Source organism: Dyadobacter alkalitolerans DSM 23607 (genome assembly GCF_000428845.1).
Classification (GTDB): Bacteria; Bacteroidota; Bacteroidia; order Cytophagales; family Spirosomataceae; genus Dyadobacter; species Dyadobacter alkalitolerans.
The window spans coordinates 159844-180982 of record NZ_AUAS01000013.1; the positions used below are offsets into that span (position 1 = coordinate 159844).

The 21139-nt window shown below is 43.5% G+C and carries 17 protein-coding genes; 8 read left to right on the forward strand and 9 right to left on the reverse strand.

What is annotated here, in order from left to right; translation table 11 throughout:
* Positions 1 to 6: 6 nt before the first annotated feature.
* Entirely contained in the window at positions 7 to 2175 is a 2169-nt protein-coding gene (locus G395_RS32185) for a hypothetical protein (RefSeq protein WP_157486756.1), read from the reverse strand.
* A 653-nt stretch (positions 2176 to 2828) separates the two neighbouring features.
* Between G395_RS32185 and G395_RS0120860 the strand changes: the two genes are divergently transcribed.
* The 5 genes from G395_RS0120860 (at position 2829) to G395_RS0120885 (ending at position 10509) form a co-directional block, all read left to right on the forward strand.
* Positions 2829 to 6314 (forward strand): histidine kinase, encoded by a 3486-nt coding sequence (locus G395_RS0120860; protein WP_169720057.1) that lies wholly within the window; start codon positions 2829 to 2831, stop codon positions 6312 to 6314.
* 524 nt (positions 6315 to 6838) lie between these two features.
* Complete coding sequence (locus G395_RS0120870) at positions 6839 to 7585, forward strand: hypothetical protein (RefSeq protein WP_026631854.1); 747 nt, start codon at positions 6839 to 6841, stop codon at positions 7583 to 7585.
* Between the two features lie 18 nt (positions 7586 to 7603).
* Entirely contained in the window at positions 7604 to 7825 is a 222-nt protein-coding gene (locus G395_RS0120875; protein ID WP_026631855.1) for a DUF2158 domain-containing protein, read from the forward strand.
* A 219-nt stretch (positions 7826 to 8044) separates the two neighbouring features.
* Positions 8045 to 9637: a M28 family peptidase gene (locus tag G395_RS0120880; protein WP_026631856.1), complete on the forward strand. Its 1593-nt coding sequence runs from the start codon at positions 8045 to 8047 to the stop codon at positions 9635 to 9637.
* An 11-nt stretch (positions 9638 to 9648) separates the two neighbouring features.
* Positions 9649 to 10509, forward strand: a complete 861-nt coding sequence (locus tag G395_RS0120885; RefSeq protein WP_026631857.1) for a TraB/GumN family protein — start codon at positions 9649 to 9651, stop codon at positions 10507 to 10509.
* Between the two features lie 2 nt (positions 10510 to 10511).
* Here the strand turns inward: G395_RS0120885 and G395_RS0120890 are convergent, their stop codons facing one another.
* Entirely contained in the window at positions 10512 to 11969 is a 1458-nt protein-coding gene (locus tag G395_RS0120890; RefSeq protein ID WP_026631858.1) for an NADH-quinone oxidoreductase subunit N, read from the reverse strand.
* A 102-nt stretch (positions 11970 to 12071) separates the two neighbouring features.
* Between G395_RS0120890 and G395_RS0120895 the strand changes: the two genes are divergently transcribed.
* Positions 12072 to 12734: a hypothetical protein gene (locus tag G395_RS0120895; protein ID WP_026631859.1), complete on the forward strand. Its 663-nt coding sequence runs from the start codon at positions 12072 to 12074 to the stop codon at positions 12732 to 12734.
* Between the two features lie 82 nt (positions 12735 to 12816).
* Here the strand turns inward: G395_RS0120895 and G395_RS0120900 are convergent, their stop codons facing one another.
* The 5 genes from G395_RS0120900 to G395_RS0120920 form a co-directional block, all read right to left on the reverse strand.
* Positions 12817 to 13317, reverse strand: coding sequence for a hypothetical protein (locus G395_RS0120900; protein WP_229204243.1), 501 nt, complete (start codon positions 13315 to 13317; stop codon positions 12817 to 12819).
* A 38-nt stretch (positions 13318 to 13355) separates the two neighbouring features.
* Positions 13356 to 14678: a signal recognition particle protein gene (ffh, locus tag G395_RS0120905; protein ID WP_026631861.1), complete on the reverse strand. Its 1323-nt coding sequence runs from the start codon at positions 14676 to 14678 to the stop codon at positions 13356 to 13358.
* Between the two features lie 132 nt (positions 14679 to 14810).
* Positions 14811 to 15140: a DUF6787 family protein gene (locus G395_RS0120910; protein WP_026631862.1), complete on the reverse strand. Its 330-nt coding sequence runs from the start codon at positions 15138 to 15140 to the stop codon at positions 14811 to 14813.
* Positions 15141 to 15269: 129 nt separating this feature from the next.
* Positions 15270 to 16418 (reverse strand): cytochrome-c peroxidase, encoded by a 1149-nt coding sequence (locus tag G395_RS0120915; RefSeq protein WP_026631863.1) that lies wholly within the window; start codon positions 16416 to 16418, stop codon positions 15270 to 15272.
* Between the two features lie 15 nt (positions 16419 to 16433).
* Entirely contained in the window at positions 16434 to 17249 is an 816-nt protein-coding gene (locus tag G395_RS0120920) for an MbnP family protein (protein ID WP_035361836.1), read from the reverse strand.
* A 270-nt stretch (positions 17250 to 17519) separates the two neighbouring features.
* Between G395_RS0120920 and G395_RS0120925 the strand changes: the two genes are divergently transcribed.
* Together G395_RS0120925 and G395_RS0120930 are read left to right on the forward strand one after the other, a co-directional pair.
* Complete coding sequence (locus tag G395_RS0120925) at positions 17520 to 18203, forward strand: MotA/TolQ/ExbB proton channel family protein (RefSeq protein ID WP_026631865.1); 684 nt, start codon at positions 17520 to 17522, stop codon at positions 18201 to 18203.
* Between the two features lie 15 nt (positions 18204 to 18218).
* On the forward strand, positions 18219 to 18611 hold the full coding sequence (locus G395_RS0120930; protein WP_026631866.1) for an ExbD/TolR family protein: 393 nt from the start codon (positions 18219 to 18221) through the stop codon (positions 18609 to 18611).
* Between the two features lie 4 nt (positions 18612 to 18615).
* Here G395_RS0120930 and G395_RS0120935 read toward each other — a convergent pair whose 3' ends face one another.
* Complete coding sequence (locus tag G395_RS0120935) at positions 18616 to 19641, reverse strand: Gfo/Idh/MocA family protein (RefSeq protein WP_026631867.1); 1026 nt, start codon at positions 19639 to 19641, stop codon at positions 18616 to 18618.
* Between the two features lie 123 nt (positions 19642 to 19764).
* A complete protein-coding gene (locus G395_RS31225) occupies positions 19765 to 21132 on the reverse strand; it encodes a M56 family metallopeptidase (protein WP_051350281.1) in 1368 nt (455 codons plus the stop codon).
* Positions 21133 to 21139 lie beyond the last annotated feature (7 nt).

The following is a 21139-nucleotide window of genomic DNA, read 5'->3' on the forward strand; positions in this document are numbered from 1 at the left end:
TTGTTATTAATTGGATGAGAATTTGGTCATGCTTGAATAATACCCCGTCTTGAAGTTATTGTTGAAAATGGTTACATCAGCGCTATCAAGATACCCATCCATATTCAGGTCAGCCTTATGATAGGTTTTGTTTAAGCTTGCTTTAAAGCCATTTTTGAAAGAAGTCACATCGCCTGAGTCAACGTAAAAGTCCGAATTAACATCAGCTGCAATCATGCACCATACGCCATTTTTCAGGATCATTTGCGGCTTGGGCACAACTTGGTAAGCTTTGGAAAGATCCGCAGAGAAGTCATAACTAACGGTTCCAGCATTAAAAGACACGATGCCAAGTCCTAATACAGGCAAGTGGTTCCTATGCTTGATAGCAATCCGAGCACCTCCAAACTGGGGATTAAACTTCGGAGCAAAGCCATCCACGTCTACGACCGTTCCGTCTGCTCGGAGCAGGAGACTTTTAGATTCCAGGATTATCAACGGATCTTGCATGCCGCGGATCTCCACTTTCACCCAGTCGACTATTTTTCCTACACTGGAAAGAGTGTTATTTATTTCTGGATAAACCACTCCGCCGCCGTAAGGATCCTGCGTAGGAAGCAATCCGAAACTCGAAGCGCCAGTTGGATAAACTTGCAGATCATTCCGCATTGTTGCCACGCCGTTTTCTTGCGTCGTTGCACCTTGGAGGAAGACTTTCAGGTTGAGCGAGACAGCTGCTACTGGACAGCTTTCAATGGTTACAGCGACATCGGAATCTTCACCCGTGCTGAAACAATCGTATGCGGCATTATAAAAGAAGGCATAATAGACTCCTGATGCCGACTGCTGTGAAGGATTTGCAAGTGGCTGTCCACTGTGTGTGGGATTATCGAACCAGTAAATTGTCTTTTGAGGACCACCGTTTAGCACTAAACTATTAAGGTTGACTGTTGAGGCAGGGCATTCATTCACTAAGACGGCACTAGATAGTTCAACCGCATCCGTTTTAAGGCATGGACTCTCGCAGGGTGTTATGCTTACGGTGACTTTTGCAGTGGATAAATCCGTAGAATAGCAATTATTTATTTCGTCATATAAGAACGCATAATAAGATCCAGAAATAGAAATCAATTTTGGATCGACCGGTACGCCTAAATGGTTTGCATTGGTAAACCATCTAATACCTACGCCAGCAGCAAGAACCTGTTTATTTACGAGGAACTCCAGATCCACACTATTAGACGGGCAGCTGTTAGCAACACTACTCCTTTTGAGTGAAACTTGTGTTTCAACATAATTCACCTGTACTCCAGCGGTGGACGAGTTAGTATTATAGCAGTCATTTACCTCACTGTAGTAGAAAGCCATGTATTTACTTCCTGCAACTCCAGCCGCCTCTGAATTGGCATCGGTCAAATGAGAGGCATAACCCTTTGGGAAAGACGTCCCGTACTGCCACACCAACTTGCCTCCGTCAGGAGTTGTACTAGTGACCACTGAGTTTAAATTTACTTTTCCGCAAGGAAATGGAGTAGTAAGAACTGTTTGTGACAACTGCACTTGGTTAGTTGGTAATATGCAATCAAGTGGGTAAGACGTTATGTCAAAGTTTACATAACCTAAGTTATTATTGACAGCCGAGGCACTCACGCCTCCTGTTAAATGGAAGACTAATTCAGTAGCAGAAGCAGTAAAAGTGAAGGCTTCGTTAATCCAGACATTAGTATTGGACCCGAAAGTTGTCGTGCGGGATCCAACCGTAGTCACGAATGGGAATTCACCAGTTGTAGTAATTGTCATGGTTGCAGACTTTCCGTAACCGGAATTTGCTGTCCTGGATGACAAGACATTATAGCGAATTGTATAGGTTTTGCCTGGTTGAAAACCACTAATTTTTTTTTGTACTTTCGACTGGCTTATATTACTATTCTCAAGAGTCAAAATAGTATAGCTGTCCACGAAATCACCATATGGCATGGGGAGCTGTTTTGTCCCTAGCTGGCCCTGCCATGACAATTGTGGTTCTCCGGCTAATGCAAATATGTTCGACAAAGAAGGATTTCCAGATACTATGTCATAGCTGCCGGCACAAGAGGCGCAAACAATTCCGCCTCTTGTATTTGGGAATTTTTGCGCATGCACACTCGCAATGCTCGCAATCAAAAATATCAGTTTGTAAAAAATTAATCGTTTCATAATCTTCCTTTTTTAGTGTGTCAGGCTTGTAGCCTGGAGAAATTTTTTGTTATCATGTTATAAATTGATAGGGAGGGAAATGTTAGGCGTCTTGATCTGTTTGACGCGGTGCCGTTCTTTTGGGGCGAGCGTCGGGATGAGTTGGATTGTATTCATATGCGTATCGTCATATATGGAGTGATGGTTAAAGTGAAAAAATGTTAAGTCTGAATCCCGTGATTCGAATCGAGGCTTAAAATTGTGGGATGGAATTGGAGATTCTGAAATGCGTTGATTGTTGGGCGGGAATGGGTGAATTAACGGTAATTTTTACGCTTTTCGCTTCTGAGCCGGGCATTAAGGGCTGATATTGTCTGAGTTAGCTTGTAGGATTACATCTAAGCTGATAGCAGCAATTACAAAGGCAATGAATTAGAATTATTCAATGTCCAGAATTTTGTAAAGCGGCAATTTGAGCTGGAAAGGGCGATTTGGTGTGAGAATATGTCCTTTAAAGAACTTATCCTAACCGTTTAATAAACGGAAAATAGTTTTCCCGAGAAAAAAATGAACTTAGGTTTTATTCTGATTTAGGGACTGAAATGCTATATAAGATCTGCCTGTTTTTATGTCTTTTACCTGGGTTGGTCAGCGGCCAGTTCATTTTTCAAAATTTGCGTACGAATGATGGGTTGAGCAGCAAGGTGATCAGGAGCCTTCATAAGGATAGCGACGGTTTTCTTTGGATAGGGACGATAAAGGGATTGAATCGATTCGATGGTGCGGCCATAAGACAATATGGAAATGAGAATGGGTTGAAAGATTTATATATCAATGGTATCCAGCCGCTGGGTCAGGATGAATTGATTATTGGGACAACACAGGGCATTAAGATTTTCAATCGGAAGGAAGGCGCATATGTAAGTGATCCGCGTTTCGAGCAATTGAGCTCGATAGATATCTATAATATTTACCTCGACGGCTTTTCCCGCTTATGGTTTTTGACGCAATCAGGTATCTATATATACATCAATGGGAACCTTGCAAAGCTGGAAAGTCAAGTGTCGGATGCGCGGATTCTGCAAGGTGTGAGATACGACCTTGCGACACTTGTCTGGGATCATGGCAGGGGTGGGTTTTGGATGGGTGGCCCGGAAACTTTTTTTATTGATCTCAGAAAAAAAACGATTTATCACAAATTAAATAACCCAAACAATGTACCCATTTTTGATGCAGCCGATGTTTTTGCGATTGGAGTTGATGCAGAATCCAACCTTTGGTATGGAAGTAACAAAACCAAATCCCTGAATTTTTGGAATCACAAAACCAATAAGGTCATTTCGTATTCTGAGTTGGACGGCGAGCGAATTTATGAAGGATGTAATAGAATTTTCATAGATAAAAAAGGTCGTGTCTGGATTTCGACCTGGGCATTTGCAGCTTACGTAAAAGAATCCGGCGAGCCTATCAGGAAGATTCCGTATAGCCAAAACCGTAAGTATTCAATCGGGTATGGATTCTTCTGGGCGGCTATCGAAGACATGGAAGGAAATGTATGGCTCGGCACATTAAATGGAATCAGTAAAGTTCAGGCCAATGCTCCGGTTCAGGCGATTTACCAGTTGCCTAGCTTTAAGTATTTTTTGCACACAGGTTTTGCACATGCAAACTCAATAGTAGTTGATGGGAGTACCATAATGGCCGCCAAAGAGGATGGGATTGTCCGGTTTAATATGAAAACAAGACATTATCAGCGGTATATCTCCAACAATGGTCCTGATTTGGTTAAAAACAAATTTTTTATGTCTGTTAAGTCAAAAGGAGTTTGGTGGTTTGCAGGCCTGGATGGAATACATTTTCTGCGGCCTGGAAGCGAGAGGTTGGAACCATTGATTGCAGATGGAGTCAAATTCAAAGCAAAGACTTCAAATTTTATTTTTGCTGATCCGGTCGGTAATATCTGGTTTCAAATTCTTGATGATGCCCTGTACAGATATAATCCTTCAAAAGATGCCATCACTCGCTTCGACGGCAAGAGTGAGCGTTTTGGAGCGTTTCCGCTGGCTAACGCTTATAGTTTTCTGATACAACGCACTGGGAACATTCTATTTGCCAATAAATACGGCATTTTGAAATTTGATACATTTAAGCAGCAGTTTTTTGAAGTTTATTTTAATAAGACGTATGGTTTTATGGTCAACCAAATGGTTGAGGATAAGCTGGGAAACATTTGGTTGGCGGTTTGGGGGAGAGGTGTCCTTAAACTAGATGAAAATTATAATGTTACCGACAGTTTAAACACAGGAAATGGGCTCCCATATGACAATCTGAATAACATTGCCATTGACCATCTGAACAATATATGGGTTTCGGGCATTGAAGGGCTTCTTTTCTTTAATCCGGAATCAAAGGCGCTTACAAAGGTAGACGTAGATCTCGGGCAGAATCTTCAAGACTATTATAATGATTTGTTTGTGGCAAATAAAAGGATTTATGCTACAATGCTTGATCATGTTGTAGTCCTTGATCCATCCAAATTCGCTGCCTTGAAAGTAAGGGAGCCGCCGCATATTACGTCGGTGAAAATTTTTGGCAAGGAAAAAGAGGATTTCATGAGAAACCCACAATTAGACTTATCACACGATGAAGATTATCTCACATTTCAATTTGCATCGCTGGTGCACCGGGACGTCCCAACATTGCGATACAGTTATATGCTCGAGGGTTTTGATCAGACGTGGATCAATTCAGGCCGCTCCTTAGTAGGATCTTATAAAAATCTTCCCTGGGGAAAGTACAAGTTTAAGGTAAGGAGCACTGATGAACGGGGAAATTGGATGAGTGTTGAAAAGACATTAATCATTAACATTCGACCTCCGTGGTGGCGAGAATCGTGGTTCCTTGGAGCTGTGGCAATCTTGGTTTGCGCGCTGTTGATTAACTTATATAATGTTTATCTAAAAAGAAAGCGGAACCTCATGATGGATGCTAGCATTGACTACTTCGCCAATGCCGTTTACCCTGAAAATTCTGTAAAAGAGATTTGCTGGGACATTGCCTACAACTGCGTATCCCATTTACATCTTCAAGACTGCGTGGTGTATCTGATGGATCATAAAAGGAATGTGCTCGTGCAGAAAGCCGCTTATACTTACAATAGCCCGAAGACGTCTGAACAGGACAGCCCAACAGAAATTCCGGTTGGCAAAGGCATCATTGGGACGGTTGCGGAGACAGGCAAGCACTTAGTCATAGGGAATACTTCCAGGGATCCGAGATATGTAGTGATCGAGCAAAGACGGTTTTCTGAGCTATCCGTTCCTATTCTGCATGATGGAAAAGTGATAGGTGTGGTGGATTCGGAGCATTATAAGAAGAACTATTTCAAAAGCGAGCATCTGAAAGCAATGTCAATTATTACATCTATATGTTCGGGCAAAATTGCGGAGGCAATCGCTCAAGCCGCAGCCAAAGAAAAGGAAATAGAGCTGCTTGAAATCAGTAAAGCACTCGCCGAGAGCCAGCTAATGGCTTTGCGTGCACAAATGAACCCGCATTTTGTTTTCAATTGCCTGAATAGTATTCAGGAATGCATAGTTTCTGAGAAATTTAAAGAGGCTAGCAAATATCTGAACCTATTCGCCAAGCTATTTCGCAATCTGTTAAATAACTCCGGCAGAAGCTTGATAACTATTGACGAGGAACGGGATATCCTGGAATTTTATCTCCAACTGGAAGAAATGCGGTTTTCCAACAGCTTTTCGTATGAAATCCGTTTCGATGGAGAACTTGAAGATGAGGGAATTATGATTCCTTCCCTGCTGGTCCAGCCGTATGTGGAAAATGCGCTTTGGCATGGGCTAATGCACTCCGAATTGGAACGGAAGCTGCTGGTGGAATTCAAAAAGATCAACGAGGATATTTTTGAGTGTAGAATAGATGATAATGGAATTGGCCGGAAAAAATCCTTTGAATTAAGGGCCATCAACGAGAAAAACAGGTATCATGAGTCCAAAGGGCTTGGTATTTCCAGCGACCGTCTGTCTGTGCTTAACCGGCAGGGACATCATGCGGAGGTTGAGTTTGTTGACAAGATGCACGATAATGGCGAGGCGGCAGGAACATTGGTGATCGTGAGGCTGTCCACTTACCTGAGATAAAGAAAGGCGTACGGAATTCTTAATTTATTCATTTAATACACGCACAGTGATGGGGTTTGGGATTTACGTTTTTACGTTTTCAGCACTTCTGTATGTCTATTCAAATTTTTATGCAAGATGTAAACGGAACAGGGGAAGGCATATAAAGCGCTTTGGGATAGAGACAGAAGCAACTATACTTTTTATTGACATACCCGAGAAACCTCAATCAAGACAAGCTGCGAAAATCCAGGTTCAGATAGAGCCGGTCCAAGGCAGAAATTTTGTAGCAACATTGACTGATGTCCCCCGGGCATTCATGGGTTCAATTAAGGTTGGGGATAAAGTGTACGTTAAATACCTTGCTAAAAACCCAAAAGAAGTGGCCTTCGTGAAGTTGACGAATCTGAATTGAGACCACATATCACCGATAAATAATTCAACCATTGCCGTTAGTTCAATGGTGCGTTAAGGAGTGATGGGACATATGGTGCGCTGATATATTATTGCGGTTGAAACATGATTCAACATCAAAACATCACCTTATGAAACGCATTTCTCTTCAACTCTCAACGCTGCTCGCAGCACTTTTTCTTTTCGCCTTTTCCTGTCAGGATCACTACGTGCCGGAGGAGCCGGAGACTTTACAGGTAAAGACCTTACAGATAGAATCCCCAACATCCGGTGAATACAATCGCGCGAAGTTTGGAATGATTATTGAAAAAATTGGCAATCAGCCCGTCAAGAAGTTTGGGATTATTATTTCCACGCATTCCATTGGGAGCAATAATTACACGACGGTTCCTACGATTGCAAATCAAAAATTAACGATCAACGAAGCTGCAACCATCGGAGAGCATACATTTGTAGAAGGTTCGTTTGATCGTAATGAATATGTTGAAGTATTTTACCGTGCCTATGCCAAACAGGCAAATGGTGATGTGGTATATGGCGAAGTGTTTAAATACACACCTGCTGACATTGTGAGTATACGCGTAACAAACCTTTCGGCAAATAAGGCACCAATTGAAGTGACCCTAGAGATAACCTATTTGGGAGCAACCGAGGTAGAAGAGTATGGTGTGGTATACTCTTACAAAGTAAACGTAAACGATCCGGTAACTCCTAATCCAACACTAGCCGACCACAAGGTTAAATCCGGGGTGGCTCTTAAAGTAGGTAAGCAAACTATTGGTTTACCTATTCCTGGAAATTCGGTTAGCACAATCTACACCCGTCCTTATGTAAAATATAAGAATGGTAACGTCTTCTATGGTAACATATCTGGCTAGTCCTCTAACATTTGTCAAATGCAACAACAAGAAATTCAAATAGGAGATGTTGTCTGGTTGAAATCGGGGAGTCCGGCTATGGTGGTGGATGGGTTTCACCAGACTTCGAAAAATTTTTATCGATGCTTTTGGTTTAACGAGGAGGCTAATGCTGTTTCTGAATATTTCAATCAGTTGAGCCTGACGACGACGAAAACTGAGCTGCAATTAGTCATTAAGGATAAGCCCAAAGAGCAATAATAAGTAGCGTGATTCTGTGAGAAGAAGTCCCGGACTACCTGACTTTACAAAGAAAGTAAGTTGGAGAGAGTTCGGGGCTTTTTTGTGCTTGAATGTTTTGGAGGATATGCTAATGTGTTGTGGCGTCGCAAGTAATCTGCGATGTGTAGGGTTTGATGAAATTTTGCATTGGCCGGGGCGTTTAGTTTCTTTGTGAGAATTGAATTTTTAACGCTTTATATGAATAAGAATTTGCTGGCAGGAATGCTCCTGTCCATATCAACCCTCACTTTTGCGCAGGATGATGCTGCGAAATATGCAGAGAGCATTACGCCCGATGACCTGAAAAAACATTTGGTAATCATTGCCTCAGACAGTCTTGAAGGACGGGATACGGGTTCGCCAGGTCAAAAAAAGGCTGCCGAATACGTTTCAAGCTATTACAAACAGTATGGTTTGACGCCAGCTGCCACAGCTGCGGACGGTTCAAAGAGTTATTTGCAAAAATATAATCTCCACAAAAGAAGCTGGGGTGAGGTTTATGTAAAAGCGGGCAGTAAAAAATATGAGTTTAATAAAGAATTCTATCTTAATGGGATTCTGAATGTTCCGCAGGAAACAAGCTCTGAGGCAATCTTAGTAGGCTATGGCATTGATGATCCGGCTTATACCGACTATAATAACCTGGATATCAAAGGTAAGGCTGTCGTTGTTTTTGAAGGCGAGCCGAAAAGTGCAGATGGGAAATATTTGGTTAGCGGCACGGGTGAGAAAACGAAGTGGAGCGGCCCTGTTTCCTGGCAGGCCAAAGCAAGGGTTGCGTTGGACAGAGGGGCAACATATGTGTTCATCGTTACTGATAAAACGGGCGACGATCTGGACAAGGAAATCCGTCAGCGGGCGGTTATGGCGAGGCGTTTCAGCGCTCCTACATTAAAACCCGTGGTGGAAGCGCCAAACAGCCTGGCTGCCTTTGCGGTTCCGGCGAGCATTGCTGCGCAGATTCTCAACACGTCTACCAGCAAACTTCTGAAAGAAAAAGCTTCGATCGATAAATCCGGTAAGCCGCTTTCAAAACAAATGTCAGGCAATGTGGCGGTGAAAGCCGAGCGCGTGAGCGAGACGATTGAAACCGAGAATGTTGTTGCCTTTATGGAGGGATCGGACAAAAAAGATGAAGTCCTGGTCATTAGCGCACATTTGGATCATATCGGAATTTCGGATAACGGTGAAATTAACAATGGCGCGGATGATGACGGATCGGGAACGGTTTCACTGCTCGAACTTGCGGAGGCATTCAGCAAAGCGAAAGCGGAAGGCAAAGGGCCGCGCAGAAGCATATTGTTCCTGAATGTTACAGGTGAGGAAAAGGGGCTTTTCGGTTCCGAATATTATTCTGAAAATCCGCTATTCCCGCTTAAAAATACGATTGCTGATTTGAACATTGACATGATCGGTCGTGTGGATAAGGCGCATGAGAATGATCATAAATACGTTTACCTGATCGGTTCTGACAAGCTTTCTTCCAAGTTACACGCGATCAGTGAAGAAGCGAATAAGAAATACATCAATTACAATCTGGATTACACATTCAATGATCCGAAAGATCCAAACCGATTCTATTACCGCTCAGATCATTATAATTTCGCTAAAATGGGCGTTCCGGTTATTTTTTATTTTACCGGGGTTCATGAAGATTATCACAAGCCAGGCGATGATGTCGAAAAAATCCTTTTCGACAAACAGGCACCCATCGTGAAATTGGTTTTTCATACGGCATGGGAGTTGGTTAACAGGGAAGAACGCATTGAGGTTGATAGCAATAAGGAATAATTAGCCAAGCCATGAAAAGATCGCTTTTGAGTATTTTTCTGTTTGTCACCAGCTTGTTTGCCAACGCACAGGCACCAACAGAAAATTCCCTTCTTTGGGAAATTACATCGCCCGGACAAGCAAAGCCTTCCTATTTGTTTGGGACGATCCATTTGATCTGTCCGGCCGATTTCTCACTAAGTGACTCATTAAAAGCGACATTAGCCAGAACACAACAGGTTGCCCTGGAAATTGACATGGACGATCCCGGCATGATGGCAGGCATGATGAAATCGATGAACATGACCGATGGTAACGAGTTGAAAAAACTGGTTACTGAGCAGGAATATGCAAGACTGGCGAAGTTTTACAAGGATTCAGTTGGCGTGGGGATTGCAATGTTCGAGAAAGCTAAACCATTTATATTGATGGGACCGCTTTTCAACGCAGTCCTCGCGTGCCAGCCTCAGTCCTACGAAATGTCATTAGTGGAGTTGGCCGCAAAGCAGGAATCCGAAGTGATCGGGATTGAGACGCTGGATGAACAAATGGCAATTTTTGATACAATCCCTTACAAAGAACAGGTGAAGACGATCATCAGCATGATAGACAGTCTTCCGCAGGCGCGCAAAGAGTTCAGGAATTTGGTAGCATTATACAAGTCTCAGAAAATCAATGATCTGTATAATCTAATGATGGCCAGTAACTATGGTATGGATGGGAATGAAGAAGTAATGCTGTTTTCCAGAAACCTGAAATGGATCCCCAGGATTCGTAAAATTGCCGGCGAAAAGCCAACGTTCTTTGCAGTAGGCGCCGGTCACCTTGGTGGTGATCGCGGTATTATTTCATTATTACGGAAAGATGGTTTTAAGGTCCGGGCGATAAATTGACCCTAAAAAGCAGATATCCATCTGGTAAGCAGGCCGGGATTGAAAAATAGCAGGAGGATCGCAACGACAAGAAGCCCTGCAATGAATTTGCCCGTTAAGCTCTGGTTTGCAGGAGCTTTTTTCTGCGCCAATGCTTTAAAGAACAATAAATACGGGATTCGCAGATAGTAAGCAAGCGATATCGCTGCATTAAGGATTCCTCCAATCAGCAACCACAGCATCCAGGGGAAATGTTGCTGATGATAACTTTCCCAAAGCGCTGAAAATACAAGTAACTTTGAAGTAAATCCGGCAGTTGGCGGTAACCCGGCCAAGGCGATCATGACGATTGTCAGAATGCTGGAAATCCACATATTTCTGCGTCCTAACCCTTCAAAGCACGTAAGATTTGTGTTTGACACGGGTTGCAAAAGATCAATTAAAAAGAAAACAGCAAGATTGATAATCAGGTAAGCGGCCGTATAAAAAACGGCTGACTCAAACCCAAACCGGCTGTAAGCGGCTATTCCAACCAGTAAGTAACCTGCTTGCGCAATAGAGGAATAGGCTAGTAGTCGTCTTGCATTGGTTTGCAGCAACGCTGCAACATTGCCAATGGTCATGCTTATCAATGCGATCCCGCCCAAAATCGGGAAATATTGGGCCGGTAATATTCCGGCCAGACGCATAAGCACAAGCACCACGGCAGCCTTTGGTGCAACAGACAAAAACGAAACAAGTGGAGTAGGGGCTGCTTCGTAAACATCAGGTGTCCAGACATGAAACGGCACAAGTGAAAGCTTAAAAAGGAGTCCGGCGAGCGTCAGTACAATGGTTACCGTTATCACCAGGGGAGAATTATTCATCAATCCCGTGGTCATGGCTTCGCTGGTAATGTCCATGGTTCCGGTGATGCCGTAAATGAGCGATATTCCGTAAAGCATTACTGCTGAGCTTGCTGCGCCGAAAAGCAAGTATTTAATCCCTCCTTCGGCCGCCTTTTTGTACGGTGACATCGCAACCAGCAGATAGGAGCTAACAGAAATCAGTTCCAATGAAAGGTATATAGTCAGCAAATGTGTCGACATTGTCAGCAGATTCATGCCGGCAACTGCTGCAATGAGCAATGCATTAAACTCTGGCGGGAAGTCGTATTTTAATACTCGGACGTGGATTAATGTGAAAATCCAGGCAAGCGTAATCATGATTTTGAAAAAAACAGCCTGTCGGTCGAGGAACAATAGGGGTTGAAAACGAAATGAAGGTTCAGTATTCCACTGGCCCAAAATCAGTAAAAGTGTGATAATGCTGCCTGAAAGGGCTATATTTTGCAGGTAAGAAGCGATTTTCTCTTTTTTAAGCCAACGCAAAAACACAAGTTCCGCAAACAGGAAAAAGCAAAAGAGCAGTGCCAAAAAAATCTCAGGAGTGATTCCTGCCAGGCTTCGGCGTATATGTATAAGCTGTTCGTTAATATCCAATTTGAGCGGGTACAATTTTTTTGGCAAAAGTACAGAAAGATGCCAGCAATCTAAATTCTGGCATGTTCAGACTTCGAACTTATCAAATTAACCAACTTTATCATGAAATATGTACTAAGATTTTTTTTGCTCTCCTCTTTTCTTTGGACGAATGTTGCCATAGCACAGGATTTCACAGGACTATCGGGAACGCCTTATCAGGAAACCGCTGCTGATGGAGAGAATTCACCATATCTGTTTAAAGAATGGTATTCCGGAACGGTCCGCACGAGCGACGACCGGGTACATGATGGGGTAAAAGTTCGGTATGATCTCAAAAAAGATGAGGTAGAATATAAGGCTGACTCAGGATTATTTCGGGTGTCGTCCGGCGTGAAGGAGTTCACAATCCCAACAGGCACTGATCTTTACATTTTCAAGAATGGTTATCCTGCCGTTGGGGAGCAGACAGACAAAAGCTTTTACAGGGTTCTTTATGATGGCAATACGAAGCTGATAAAAAAATATGTTAAGCCTATTAAAGTGGAGAAAGCAAGCGCAACGCGAACACTGGAACCGAATGCTAAGCTGTATATCCTGAAAAATGACAAGCTTAATCCTGTGCAGCTCAGCAACAGAAACAGCTTTTTGAAACTGCTTAGCGAAGAAAAAAACAAAATGAACTACATCATCCGGGAGTCACAGCTGGACTTTGCGGCAGAGGATGACTTAATCACTTTACTTGAAGAGTTTGACTCTTACAAAGCAGGGCGCGGCGGAAACTAGTGCCGCATTAAGACATTAAAAAAGCCGGAATTGATATTTTTAGGTATCAGTTCCGGCTTTTTTATTAGTATACAAGTAATTTTTATGGGACTAACGGCGCTTCCGGAGCCTCTTCTTCTTTTTTTGGTTTACCAAAAACATAAACGAGTCCGAAATGACTTTTCAAAACACCGCTGTCAAATTTGTCTTTAACATAAGGATTTAACTCCAATGCAACCTGGAACCGCCTGTTCTGCTTCAACGGCGAAATGCGAACACCTACATTTAAAGAGTAACCGTCAATTGTGATCAGATCTGCGTCGGCATCGGCAATGCGGTAAAGTGGGTTTAATCTTAATCCTCCACCCAGATACCATTGCACCACCTCGCCTCTTTTCAGATTGATCATTGGCAGCAAATCCACACTGAGACTGCTGAACAGCGAGTTGGTTTGAAACCTTGTATCCAGCCAGATTGCCTTTTTTGAATTGGTGCTGATGGTTAGCAAGCTGCTCCATGGATAATAACCCACCGAAGCCTGCGCCCGAAGTTTTTGCTGATTAAGAAATAAAATCAACGTGAGTACAAAAATAATGCGTTTCATGAACGAGGAATGAGTAAGTGGCACTTGCAATGTTGAGACTAGCGGCGCAGTGCCTTGCCCAGCTTGCCAGCCGCTTGCATGGTGTTCATTTTCTTCATCATCTTGCGCATTTCATCGAATTGCTTAATCAGGTTGTTAACCTGCAAAATGGATGTTCCGCTTCCGGCTGCAATGCGTTTTTTGCGGCTTCCGTCGATCATATCGGGATTTTCACGCTCCTTTTTGGTCATGGACTGAATGATCGCTTCAATAGGCTTAAAGGACTCATTATCAATGTCCATGTCTTTCATCGCATTGCCCATTCCGGGAATCATGCCAATCAGATCTTTAACATTACCCATCTTTTTGATCTGCTGCAACTGACCCAAAAAGTCGTCAAAATCGAATTTGTTCTGACGCATTTTGGCATTGATGCGTTTGGCTTCATCTTCGTCAAAAGCCTGCTGCGCACGCTCTACAAGCGAAATAACGTCACCCATGCCCAGGATTCTGCTCGCCATACGATCGGGGTAGAAGGAATCAAGCGCCTCCATTTTTTCACCCGTACTGATATATTTGATAGGCTTGTCAACAATCTGACGAATCGAAAGGGCCGCTCCACCACGCGCGTCACCGTCTAATTTGGTCAGCACAACGCCATCAAAATTCAGGCGCTCATTGAACGTTTTGGCTGTATTTACGGCATCCTGACCCGTCATAGAGTCAACCACAAACAAGATTTCAGAAGGCTTAACAGCAGATTTAATGTCCTCAACCTCCTGCATCATGACCTCATCCACAGCCAGACGTCCGGCCGTATCGACAATCACAATTTTCTTTCCTATTTTCCTTGCATGTGCCACTGCATTACGCGCAATGTCAACTGCATTTTTATTGTCAGGCTCCGAATAAACTTCCACACCCACCTGCTCTCCAAGCACTTTCAGCTGCTCAATCGCAGCCGGACGATACACGTCGCAGGCTGTAAGCAGAACCTGGCGGCCTTGCTTTTTGAGCAATGTGGCCAGTTTTCCGGAGAAAGTCGTCTTACCCGAACCTTGCAAACCGGCAATCAGGATAACCGCGGGGTCGCCCTTAATATTGATTCCTTCTGCCTGGCCGCCCATGAGCTCGGTAAGCTCTTCCTGAACGATCTTGACAAACATTTGGCCCGGTTCAACAGAGATCAAAATCTTCCTGTCGAGTGCTTTTTCGCGGATCCGGTCTGTAATTTCCTTGGCAACTTTAAAGTTAACGTCTGCATCGACCAATGCTTTGCGGACTTCCTTTGTGGTTGCGGCAACATTTATATCTGATATCCTGTCCTTTCCTTTTAGTGTGCGAAAGGCGTTATTTAGCTTGTCCTGTAAGTTTTCAAACATGGAATGATATGTATGATTCTAAACCTTAATTGAAATAAAACACAAAGGTATAAATAAAATAAGGAGTACAGGAAGGTTAATTCCGGCACTCCTACAATATTTGGTGCGAAGCCTAAGCTGCTGAAATGACTGTTATTTGCTGAATTTTGCCTTGATCCAGCGGAACATTTTCTTTTCCTTTTCCCAAAAAAATGAAAACTGGCCCAACAGGAAGCCGTACATCAGTAAAAGCGTCTGGTAAGTTGGAAAAATAAAGAGAATGTAGGTAATCGTTTTAAGCCACATCGGGGTCAGCTCGTCGTAACCCAGCAGGAAGAAAAGTCCTTTTCTAAGCCAAACTACGGAAGAGCCGGCTAAGCTAAAAACTGCTAAAACCAAAAGAACTTGTCTGGTTGTCTCCAATCCCCACTTTTCCTGCATTTTTCCCAACCAGGGTTGTGCGCTTTTTTCTCCGCCTTGCATATTTATTGAATTAAATTTTTACAAAGTAACAACCCAACGGGCAATTTTCCGCTATTTTAATGGATGTTTAATCCTTGTTAAAGACATGATCAGGATCATTTTTACTGTTGAAAAAAATCGCAATCATGATTACAAAGACGTTCCTATGCCCGGGTCGGAAAAGCGCTTGTCGTTGATAAATTGCTCATCATTTAATGTCTTCAAAAAAGCAATGATTGCTTGCTTATCCGTGGCAGAAAGCTTAATTCCCCGTTTTTGTCCCGCAACCTGCAACAACGGATCGAGCGACGGCGAGACGAAAATGCTGTCCTTACTGCTGCTCTCATCATTGGCATAATGATCCAAAACCGCTTCCAGAGTCGTGAAACGCCCGTCATGCATGTAAGGCGCGGTCAGGCCCACATTGCGCAGGCTCGGAACCTTGAATTTGAGCCTGTCGGCTTCGTTTAATGTGATGGCATATCTTCCCTGATCATTGATTTTGGCAGGAATCAAACCATTATTTCTGAAACTATGATCTGTGAAAAGCTCACTGCTGTGGCAGGAAGCGCAATTTTGTTTGAAAAGGATCATTCCCTGCTTTTCCAATGCTGTTAAAGCGGACGCATCGCCTTGTAAAAAATAATCGTAACGGGAAGTGGCAGAAACGAGGGTCATCATAAACTGCGATAACGCTTTCATCATCCGGTCCGCATTGATTTCATTGGTTCCAAATGCTGCTTCGAACATTTTGGGATAATTAACCTGCTTCTTAGCTCCTGCCATCGGCGTTTTGCGGAGCTTTTCAATGACATTTCCCACGCGCTCACCCATTTCTACTTTATTCTGGATCGGAACGGGCGGAACCAGATCCATATCATGCACACCTCCATCCCAGAAGAATGTAGGGCTAAAAGCCATATTCTGAATGGAGGGCGAGTTGCGGGTGCCCAGTAAATCATCGACGCCGTGGCTCAGATCGTGTCCGTGATGGGTAAACGCGGCTTGTTGCTGATGACAGGTTCCGCAGCCAATGTTATCCGTCCGGGACAGAATGCCGTCGTAAAAAAGGAAGCGTCCCAGTTCAACACCTTCGGGGGTTAATGGGTTTTTGGACAGATCATAAACGGGGTCAGGAAAATAAGCAGGTTTTTTCCATTCCAAAGGCAGCGGATCAGTGGGTGGCGGATCAGTAATGACAGGAGGCTTCGGATCAGGCGTTTCTGACGCTTTATCACAAGAAATCATTCCCTGAAATAAGAGTAAAAGCACACCAAAAAGCAAAACCGCTTTTTTCATATTAACCCAACTTCCTTATTTGTTAATGATCTGGTCGAGACTGAACATAGTCGCGTAATTATCTGCAATATTTTTTGAAAAAGGAATAAACATTACGCTCCCGTTTTCCTTAATGCGCACTTTGGTCGGGCCATTGAAGACTTTGAGTATATCTGCTTTCAGGTTAATCTGCGTCGCTGCATTTTCCGAAACAGCCGCCCGCTGATCGCCAAAATCTATTTTCGCAACCCGAATGTTGTTCAATGTCTTGGTGGTAAGCCCGCCGAAACCGCCGATATGATAGTAAAATTTGCTGTTCGACGATGTTGCAGAGTCCGAACTGCCTTCCAGTTTCAGGAAAATATAACCCGGATTCCAATCCCAATACATTGCTTCCTGGTTGGTGGGGCCCGAATCTTTATCCAGAATCCCTTTGCGTTTTGATATATCGGACACACTTCTCAGGCTGTCAACCCCTATGACGAATTCAATGCCTGTATAGTTGCGCGCCGGGACATTATTAAATGTAATTTTCTGAGAATCAACATTGCCTTCGCGAATCAGGAAGTAACTGGAATCCTGAGGAACGGCGTAATTGTTTCCGCCCGCAGCGATAAACTTAATGTTGGATATGTAATAATTGAGCGCGCTGACCGTAAATTCTTCCCCGGCAGCATTAACATAAGTCTCTGAATTGAATTTCAAATCTTTGGAGCCAACCACATTATCGAATTTTACTCTGATACTGCCCTTCGGAAGCGGAACAGGGTCGTCGGTACAGGAGGAAATAAGAGAAGCACTGAAAATAACTGCCGTAACAGACAGCAACAGATATGAAAATGTCCTTTTCATGCCGTTCAGGTTAGAGAGAATGAGAGTCTATATCATTTACTAAACAGAAAAATGGTCGGATTTATGCGAAATCAGCTTATCGGAGGGCGAAAAATATTCTTTATTGACAGAATCCTGCTGGGATTGGTTTTCCGTGGAATCGCGAAGAGTAATTTTCCTATATTTGCCCTTTAAACAATAAGGGGGCACTAAGGCCGTTTATGTTCAAAGCTGTTTTTTGACCGGATTGACCTCTTTTTCATTAGCTTAACATTCACTTTTATAACCAATATGATGCTTCTACAAGCACTTGCTGATTCTACTTTGGCCGCACCCGTTGCCACAGAGGGGCTTTCTATTATTGATCTTCTTGCAAAAGGAGGCTGGGTCATGTTGCCACTCGGACTACTTTTTCTGGCAACGCTCTTCCTTATTATAGAGCGTTTTCTTGGCATTGGAGCCAACGGAAAGATTGATCCGGGCGTGATAGACAATGTGAAGGATTTTATTCAGCAAGGAAACCTGAAATCAGCCGAATCGCTTTGCCGCAACCAGCGCAATGCTTCCGGGCGGATTTTGGAAAGAGCCATTGGCCGCATTGGTTACCCGATTAAGGACATTGAAACGACGATAGAGAACGCAAGCCAGATCGAGATTCAGAGAATGGAGGGGAATCTGCCTTATCTGGGGGTTATAGCGGGTATCGCGCCTATGCTTGGTTTCGTCGGAACGATTTCAGGGATTATCCGGATTTTCTACGATATTTCTATTTCTAACGACTTCAATATCAGCACCATTGCAGGCGGTATGTATGAAAAAATGATCACTTCCGGTTCCGGTCTGATCATTGGTTTGATCGCCTATGCAGGTTATCACTTGCTGAATATGAAAATTGACCGTTTTGCTTTGCGTTTGCAAATGGCCGCTTCCGATTTCCTTGACGTATTGCAGAAACCTGTTGCTGCAAAGAACTAATATCATTTCCAAAATATGAAAATACGTCGTAAGGCTCGTTTTGCCCCAGAGGTGTTCACGCACTCGCTGAACGATATTATGTTTTTCCTCTTGCTGTTCTTTTTGATCATCTCCACGATGTCTAATCCGAACGTGATCAAGCTGATGTTGCCTAAGGCATCAGCGACGCAGCAAATGTATAAGAAGCAGATTACCCTTTCTATTGATGAAAATAAGGGTTATTTTATTGATAAAGAGCCTATTCCGTTTGATCGCTTAGAGACCGAACTGCAAAATATTTTCGCCAATGTGGAGGACAAGACCATTGTTTTAAGGGTTGATAAAAACCTTGCTGTTCAGGACCTGATGGATGTGCTGGAACTCGGCGCGAAAAATGAGATTAAAATGGTGATGGCTACTGCAAAGTAAGCCATCACTTTTCTGCACTTTTATAAATTGCTTCCACGATTTTTTGTAAAACAGCGCCCTGCGAAGCATTACAAATGTTACTAGGCTTTCCATCACAAGCATCCAGGAAAGCAATAGTATTTTTAAGCTGAATGTCGGTTTCTTCCAAATGTGGAAATTCCATATCAACGAGCTCTCCTTCCACTTCGCTGTATAACGAAAACGGGTTCAGCACTGCGCCGGCCTTTGTTCCAAAAACTTCCAAATTGACGTTTTTCGGTATTTTTGTATTCAATGCAAATGACGTAGACAGCGTGATGCTGGCATTATCAGGAAAAGATAAATGAGCAAAACAAGCATCCTCAACCTCAAACTTTTCTGCGTCCCAACCTCCCATTAAGCCTTTTCCACCTGCTTTTCCAATGTAGTCATATGTGTTCGCAATGACGCGGTCGGGCTCGCTGTAACCGAGCAGTCCCAACGCAAGATCCAACACATGAACGCCCAGGTCCATCAACGCACCGCCACCTTGAATGGATTTATTCGTAAAATTTCCCCAGCCCGGAATGCCGCGTCGACGCAGGAAATTGGCCTTAATGTGGTAAATTTCACCCAGACGCCCGTTGTCCAAAGCGCGTTTAAGTAAACTGTATTCCGGCGTTTGCCTGAGTTGAAAATTGTAAGCAAGCACTTTTCCATTTTTCTGTGCCAAATCCGCCATTTCACCAGCCTGAGCCGCATGAATCGCCGGTGGCTTTTCACAAAGCACGTGGCAATTATTTTCCAAAGCCTGCATGGTAAATGGATGATGCAGATTATTGGCCGTGCAGTTAATGATCAGATCGGGTTTGTTGTCGTTTTCAAACATTTCAGCGGCATTGTCAAAAGCGAGCGGAATGTCATGCTTATCCGCCAATGCGCGTGCCTTGTGAATGTCACGACTGCAAATGGCAACAAGCTCAACACGCTCAGGAAGTGCTTTTAGTGCTGGAATGTGGTTCTGATCAGCAATATGGCCGCCGCCAATGATGGCTGCTTTAAGGATTGGCATAAATAAGGGTTCGGAATGAATGCTAGGAAGGCAAAAGTATCAAATCGTTCCGAAATGTCTAACAAAAATGCCCGGAACGAGCTGGGCATTGGTATTACGTATAAGCTAAATGTCAGCCTTGCTTTACTTTTTTGTATTGATAATGATAACGCCATCTTTTCCTTCATTTCCATAAATATCAATCGCACTTTGATTTTTAAGCACATTGATAGACTCGATCTGTTCGGGCTTAATGTGATGATGTCCCATCGACCCACGCTGCTCCTGCTTGACGCCGTCAACAATTATCAATGCATTACTTCCCGGACCATTGTAACCTCTGATGCTTATCGTCCCACCGACTTTTGGAAACGAGTCCATTTTTGCGATAGGCCCAATGTTGGCTGCATAACGATAATTCGAGAATGTTGCTGCTTTTGCAGGTGATTGCGGAAGCGTATCCTGGGTTTGAGATGTATAAGAAGTCGTGGAGAATAAATTTGCATTGGCCTTTTTCGAAACCTTACTTTTTTTTGATTTTGGTGCGGCTTTCTCAGTTACGGCCTGTTGCATTGGCGTTTCAACTGCTTTGAGGTCATCCAGTTTAGCATGCTCAACAATCATCTGACCAATTGCAGCTGGTGTCAGTTTTTCGATGGATTCTACAACTCTTTCCCGTGCTGCCGTTGTCACCAGCACGATGCAGATCAGCGGCAGCACGATGAAATATTTGCTTCGCAGCCATTCCGCATTGCGATTTTTATAGATCATCTTAATCCGGCTTTTTAACAGCGGACCATTGAAAAAATGGTTGGTTAATGCCGCAGCAGGTGCATTGAATGCGTAAGCGACCAGAAACCGTGCATATCCATCCCGGTCCGGGGCATGCTCATCGGCCAGATATTCATGAACTTCCTGTAAAGAGCGCTTGTAAAACCAGAGCACGGGATTGAACCAAAATACAATTTTCAAAAGCTCAATAAAAACAATGTCCAAACTATGCATCTGATGAATGTGGACAGATTCGTGTCTCAGGATCGGTTCAAAGCTCTCTTCATAATCCCTCCGGTTCATAACCAGCCATTTAAAAAATGAAAATGAACCAACCTCATTATGCGGAAGCAGCACCAGTTTCACATCATTTAAATCCATTACATCATCCTGCCTGATCATCACAAAAACGTCCCGGATTGACCTGACAAAGGCGGAAAGCAGATACAATGAACCCGCCGCACACAAAGCGAACAAGATAGGGCTCCATGTAGTAAGCCAGGAAACCGGCTCGGGCGACTCCATGTAAGGAAGGCTTGCAGCCGCATATATCGCAGGTTTTGAAGTAACAACTGCCTCAGGAAAGCTTACCAAAGGCAGCAGAAATGCAATCAATAACGAGCCAACCAGGTAAATCCGGTTCCAGGTAAAGAAGGTATGATTGCGCAGTAACAGTCTGTAAGTGAGGTAAAAAAGCACCCAAAACAAATTGACCTTTGCGAGATACAGCAGTGTTTCCATTTTTGTA

What these genes read in the sequence shown, in the direction of transcription:
- G395_RS0120900 (WP_229204243.1), bottom strand. Translation starts at nt 13,317, where the DNA reads ATGAAACGCATTATTTTTGTACTCACGTTGATTTTATTTCTTAATCAG.
- G395_RS31225 (WP_051350281.1), bottom strand. Translation starts at nt 21,132, where the DNA reads ATGGAAACACTGCTGTATCTCGCAAAGGTCAATTTGTTTTGGGTGCTT.
- G395_RS0120910 (WP_026631862.1), bottom strand. Translation starts at nt 15,140, where the DNA reads ATGCAAGGCGGAGAAAAAAGCGCACAACCCTGGTTGGGAAAAATGCAG.
- G395_RS0120880 (WP_026631856.1), top strand. Translation starts at nt 8,045, where the DNA reads ATGAATAAGAATTTGCTGGCAGGAATGCTCCTGTCCATATCAACCCTC.
- G395_RS0120925 (WP_026631865.1), top strand. Translation starts at nt 17,520, where the DNA reads ATGATGCTTCTACAAGCACTTGCTGATTCTACTTTGGCCGCACCCGTT.
- G395_RS0120935 (WP_026631867.1), bottom strand. Translation starts at nt 19,641, where the DNA reads ATGCCAATCCTTAAAGCAGCCATCATTGGCGGCGGCCATATTGCTGAT.
- G395_RS32185 (WP_157486756.1), bottom strand. Translation starts at nt 2,175, where the DNA reads ATGAAACGATTAATTTTTTACAAACTGATATTTTTGATTGCGAGCATT.
- G395_RS0120920 (WP_035361836.1), bottom strand. Translation starts at nt 17,249, where the DNA reads ATGAAAAGGACATTTTCATATCTGTTGCTGTCTGTTACGGCAGTTATT.
- G395_RS0120895 (WP_026631859.1), top strand. Translation starts at nt 12,072, where the DNA reads ATGAAATATGTACTAAGATTTTTTTTGCTCTCCTCTTTTCTTTGGACG.
- G395_RS0120915 (WP_026631863.1), bottom strand. Translation starts at nt 16,418, where the DNA reads ATGAAAAAAGCGGTTTTGCTTTTTGGTGTGCTTTTACTCTTATTTCAG.
- ffh (WP_026631861.1), bottom strand. Translation starts at nt 14,678, where the DNA reads ATGTTTGAAAACTTACAGGACAAGCTAAATAACGCCTTTCGCACACTA.
- G395_RS0120885 (WP_026631857.1), top strand. Translation starts at nt 9,649, where the DNA reads ATGAAAAGATCGCTTTTGAGTATTTTTCTGTTTGTCACCAGCTTGTTT.
- G395_RS0120875 (WP_026631855.1), top strand. Translation starts at nt 7,604, where the DNA reads ATGCAACAACAAGAAATTCAAATAGGAGATGTTGTCTGGTTGAAATCG.
- G395_RS0120930 (WP_026631866.1), top strand. Translation starts at nt 18,219, where the DNA reads ATGAAAATACGTCGTAAGGCTCGTTTTGCCCCAGAGGTGTTCACGCAC.
- G395_RS0120870 (WP_026631854.1), top strand. Translation starts at nt 6,839, where the DNA reads ATGAAACGCATTTCTCTTCAACTCTCAACGCTGCTCGCAGCACTTTTT.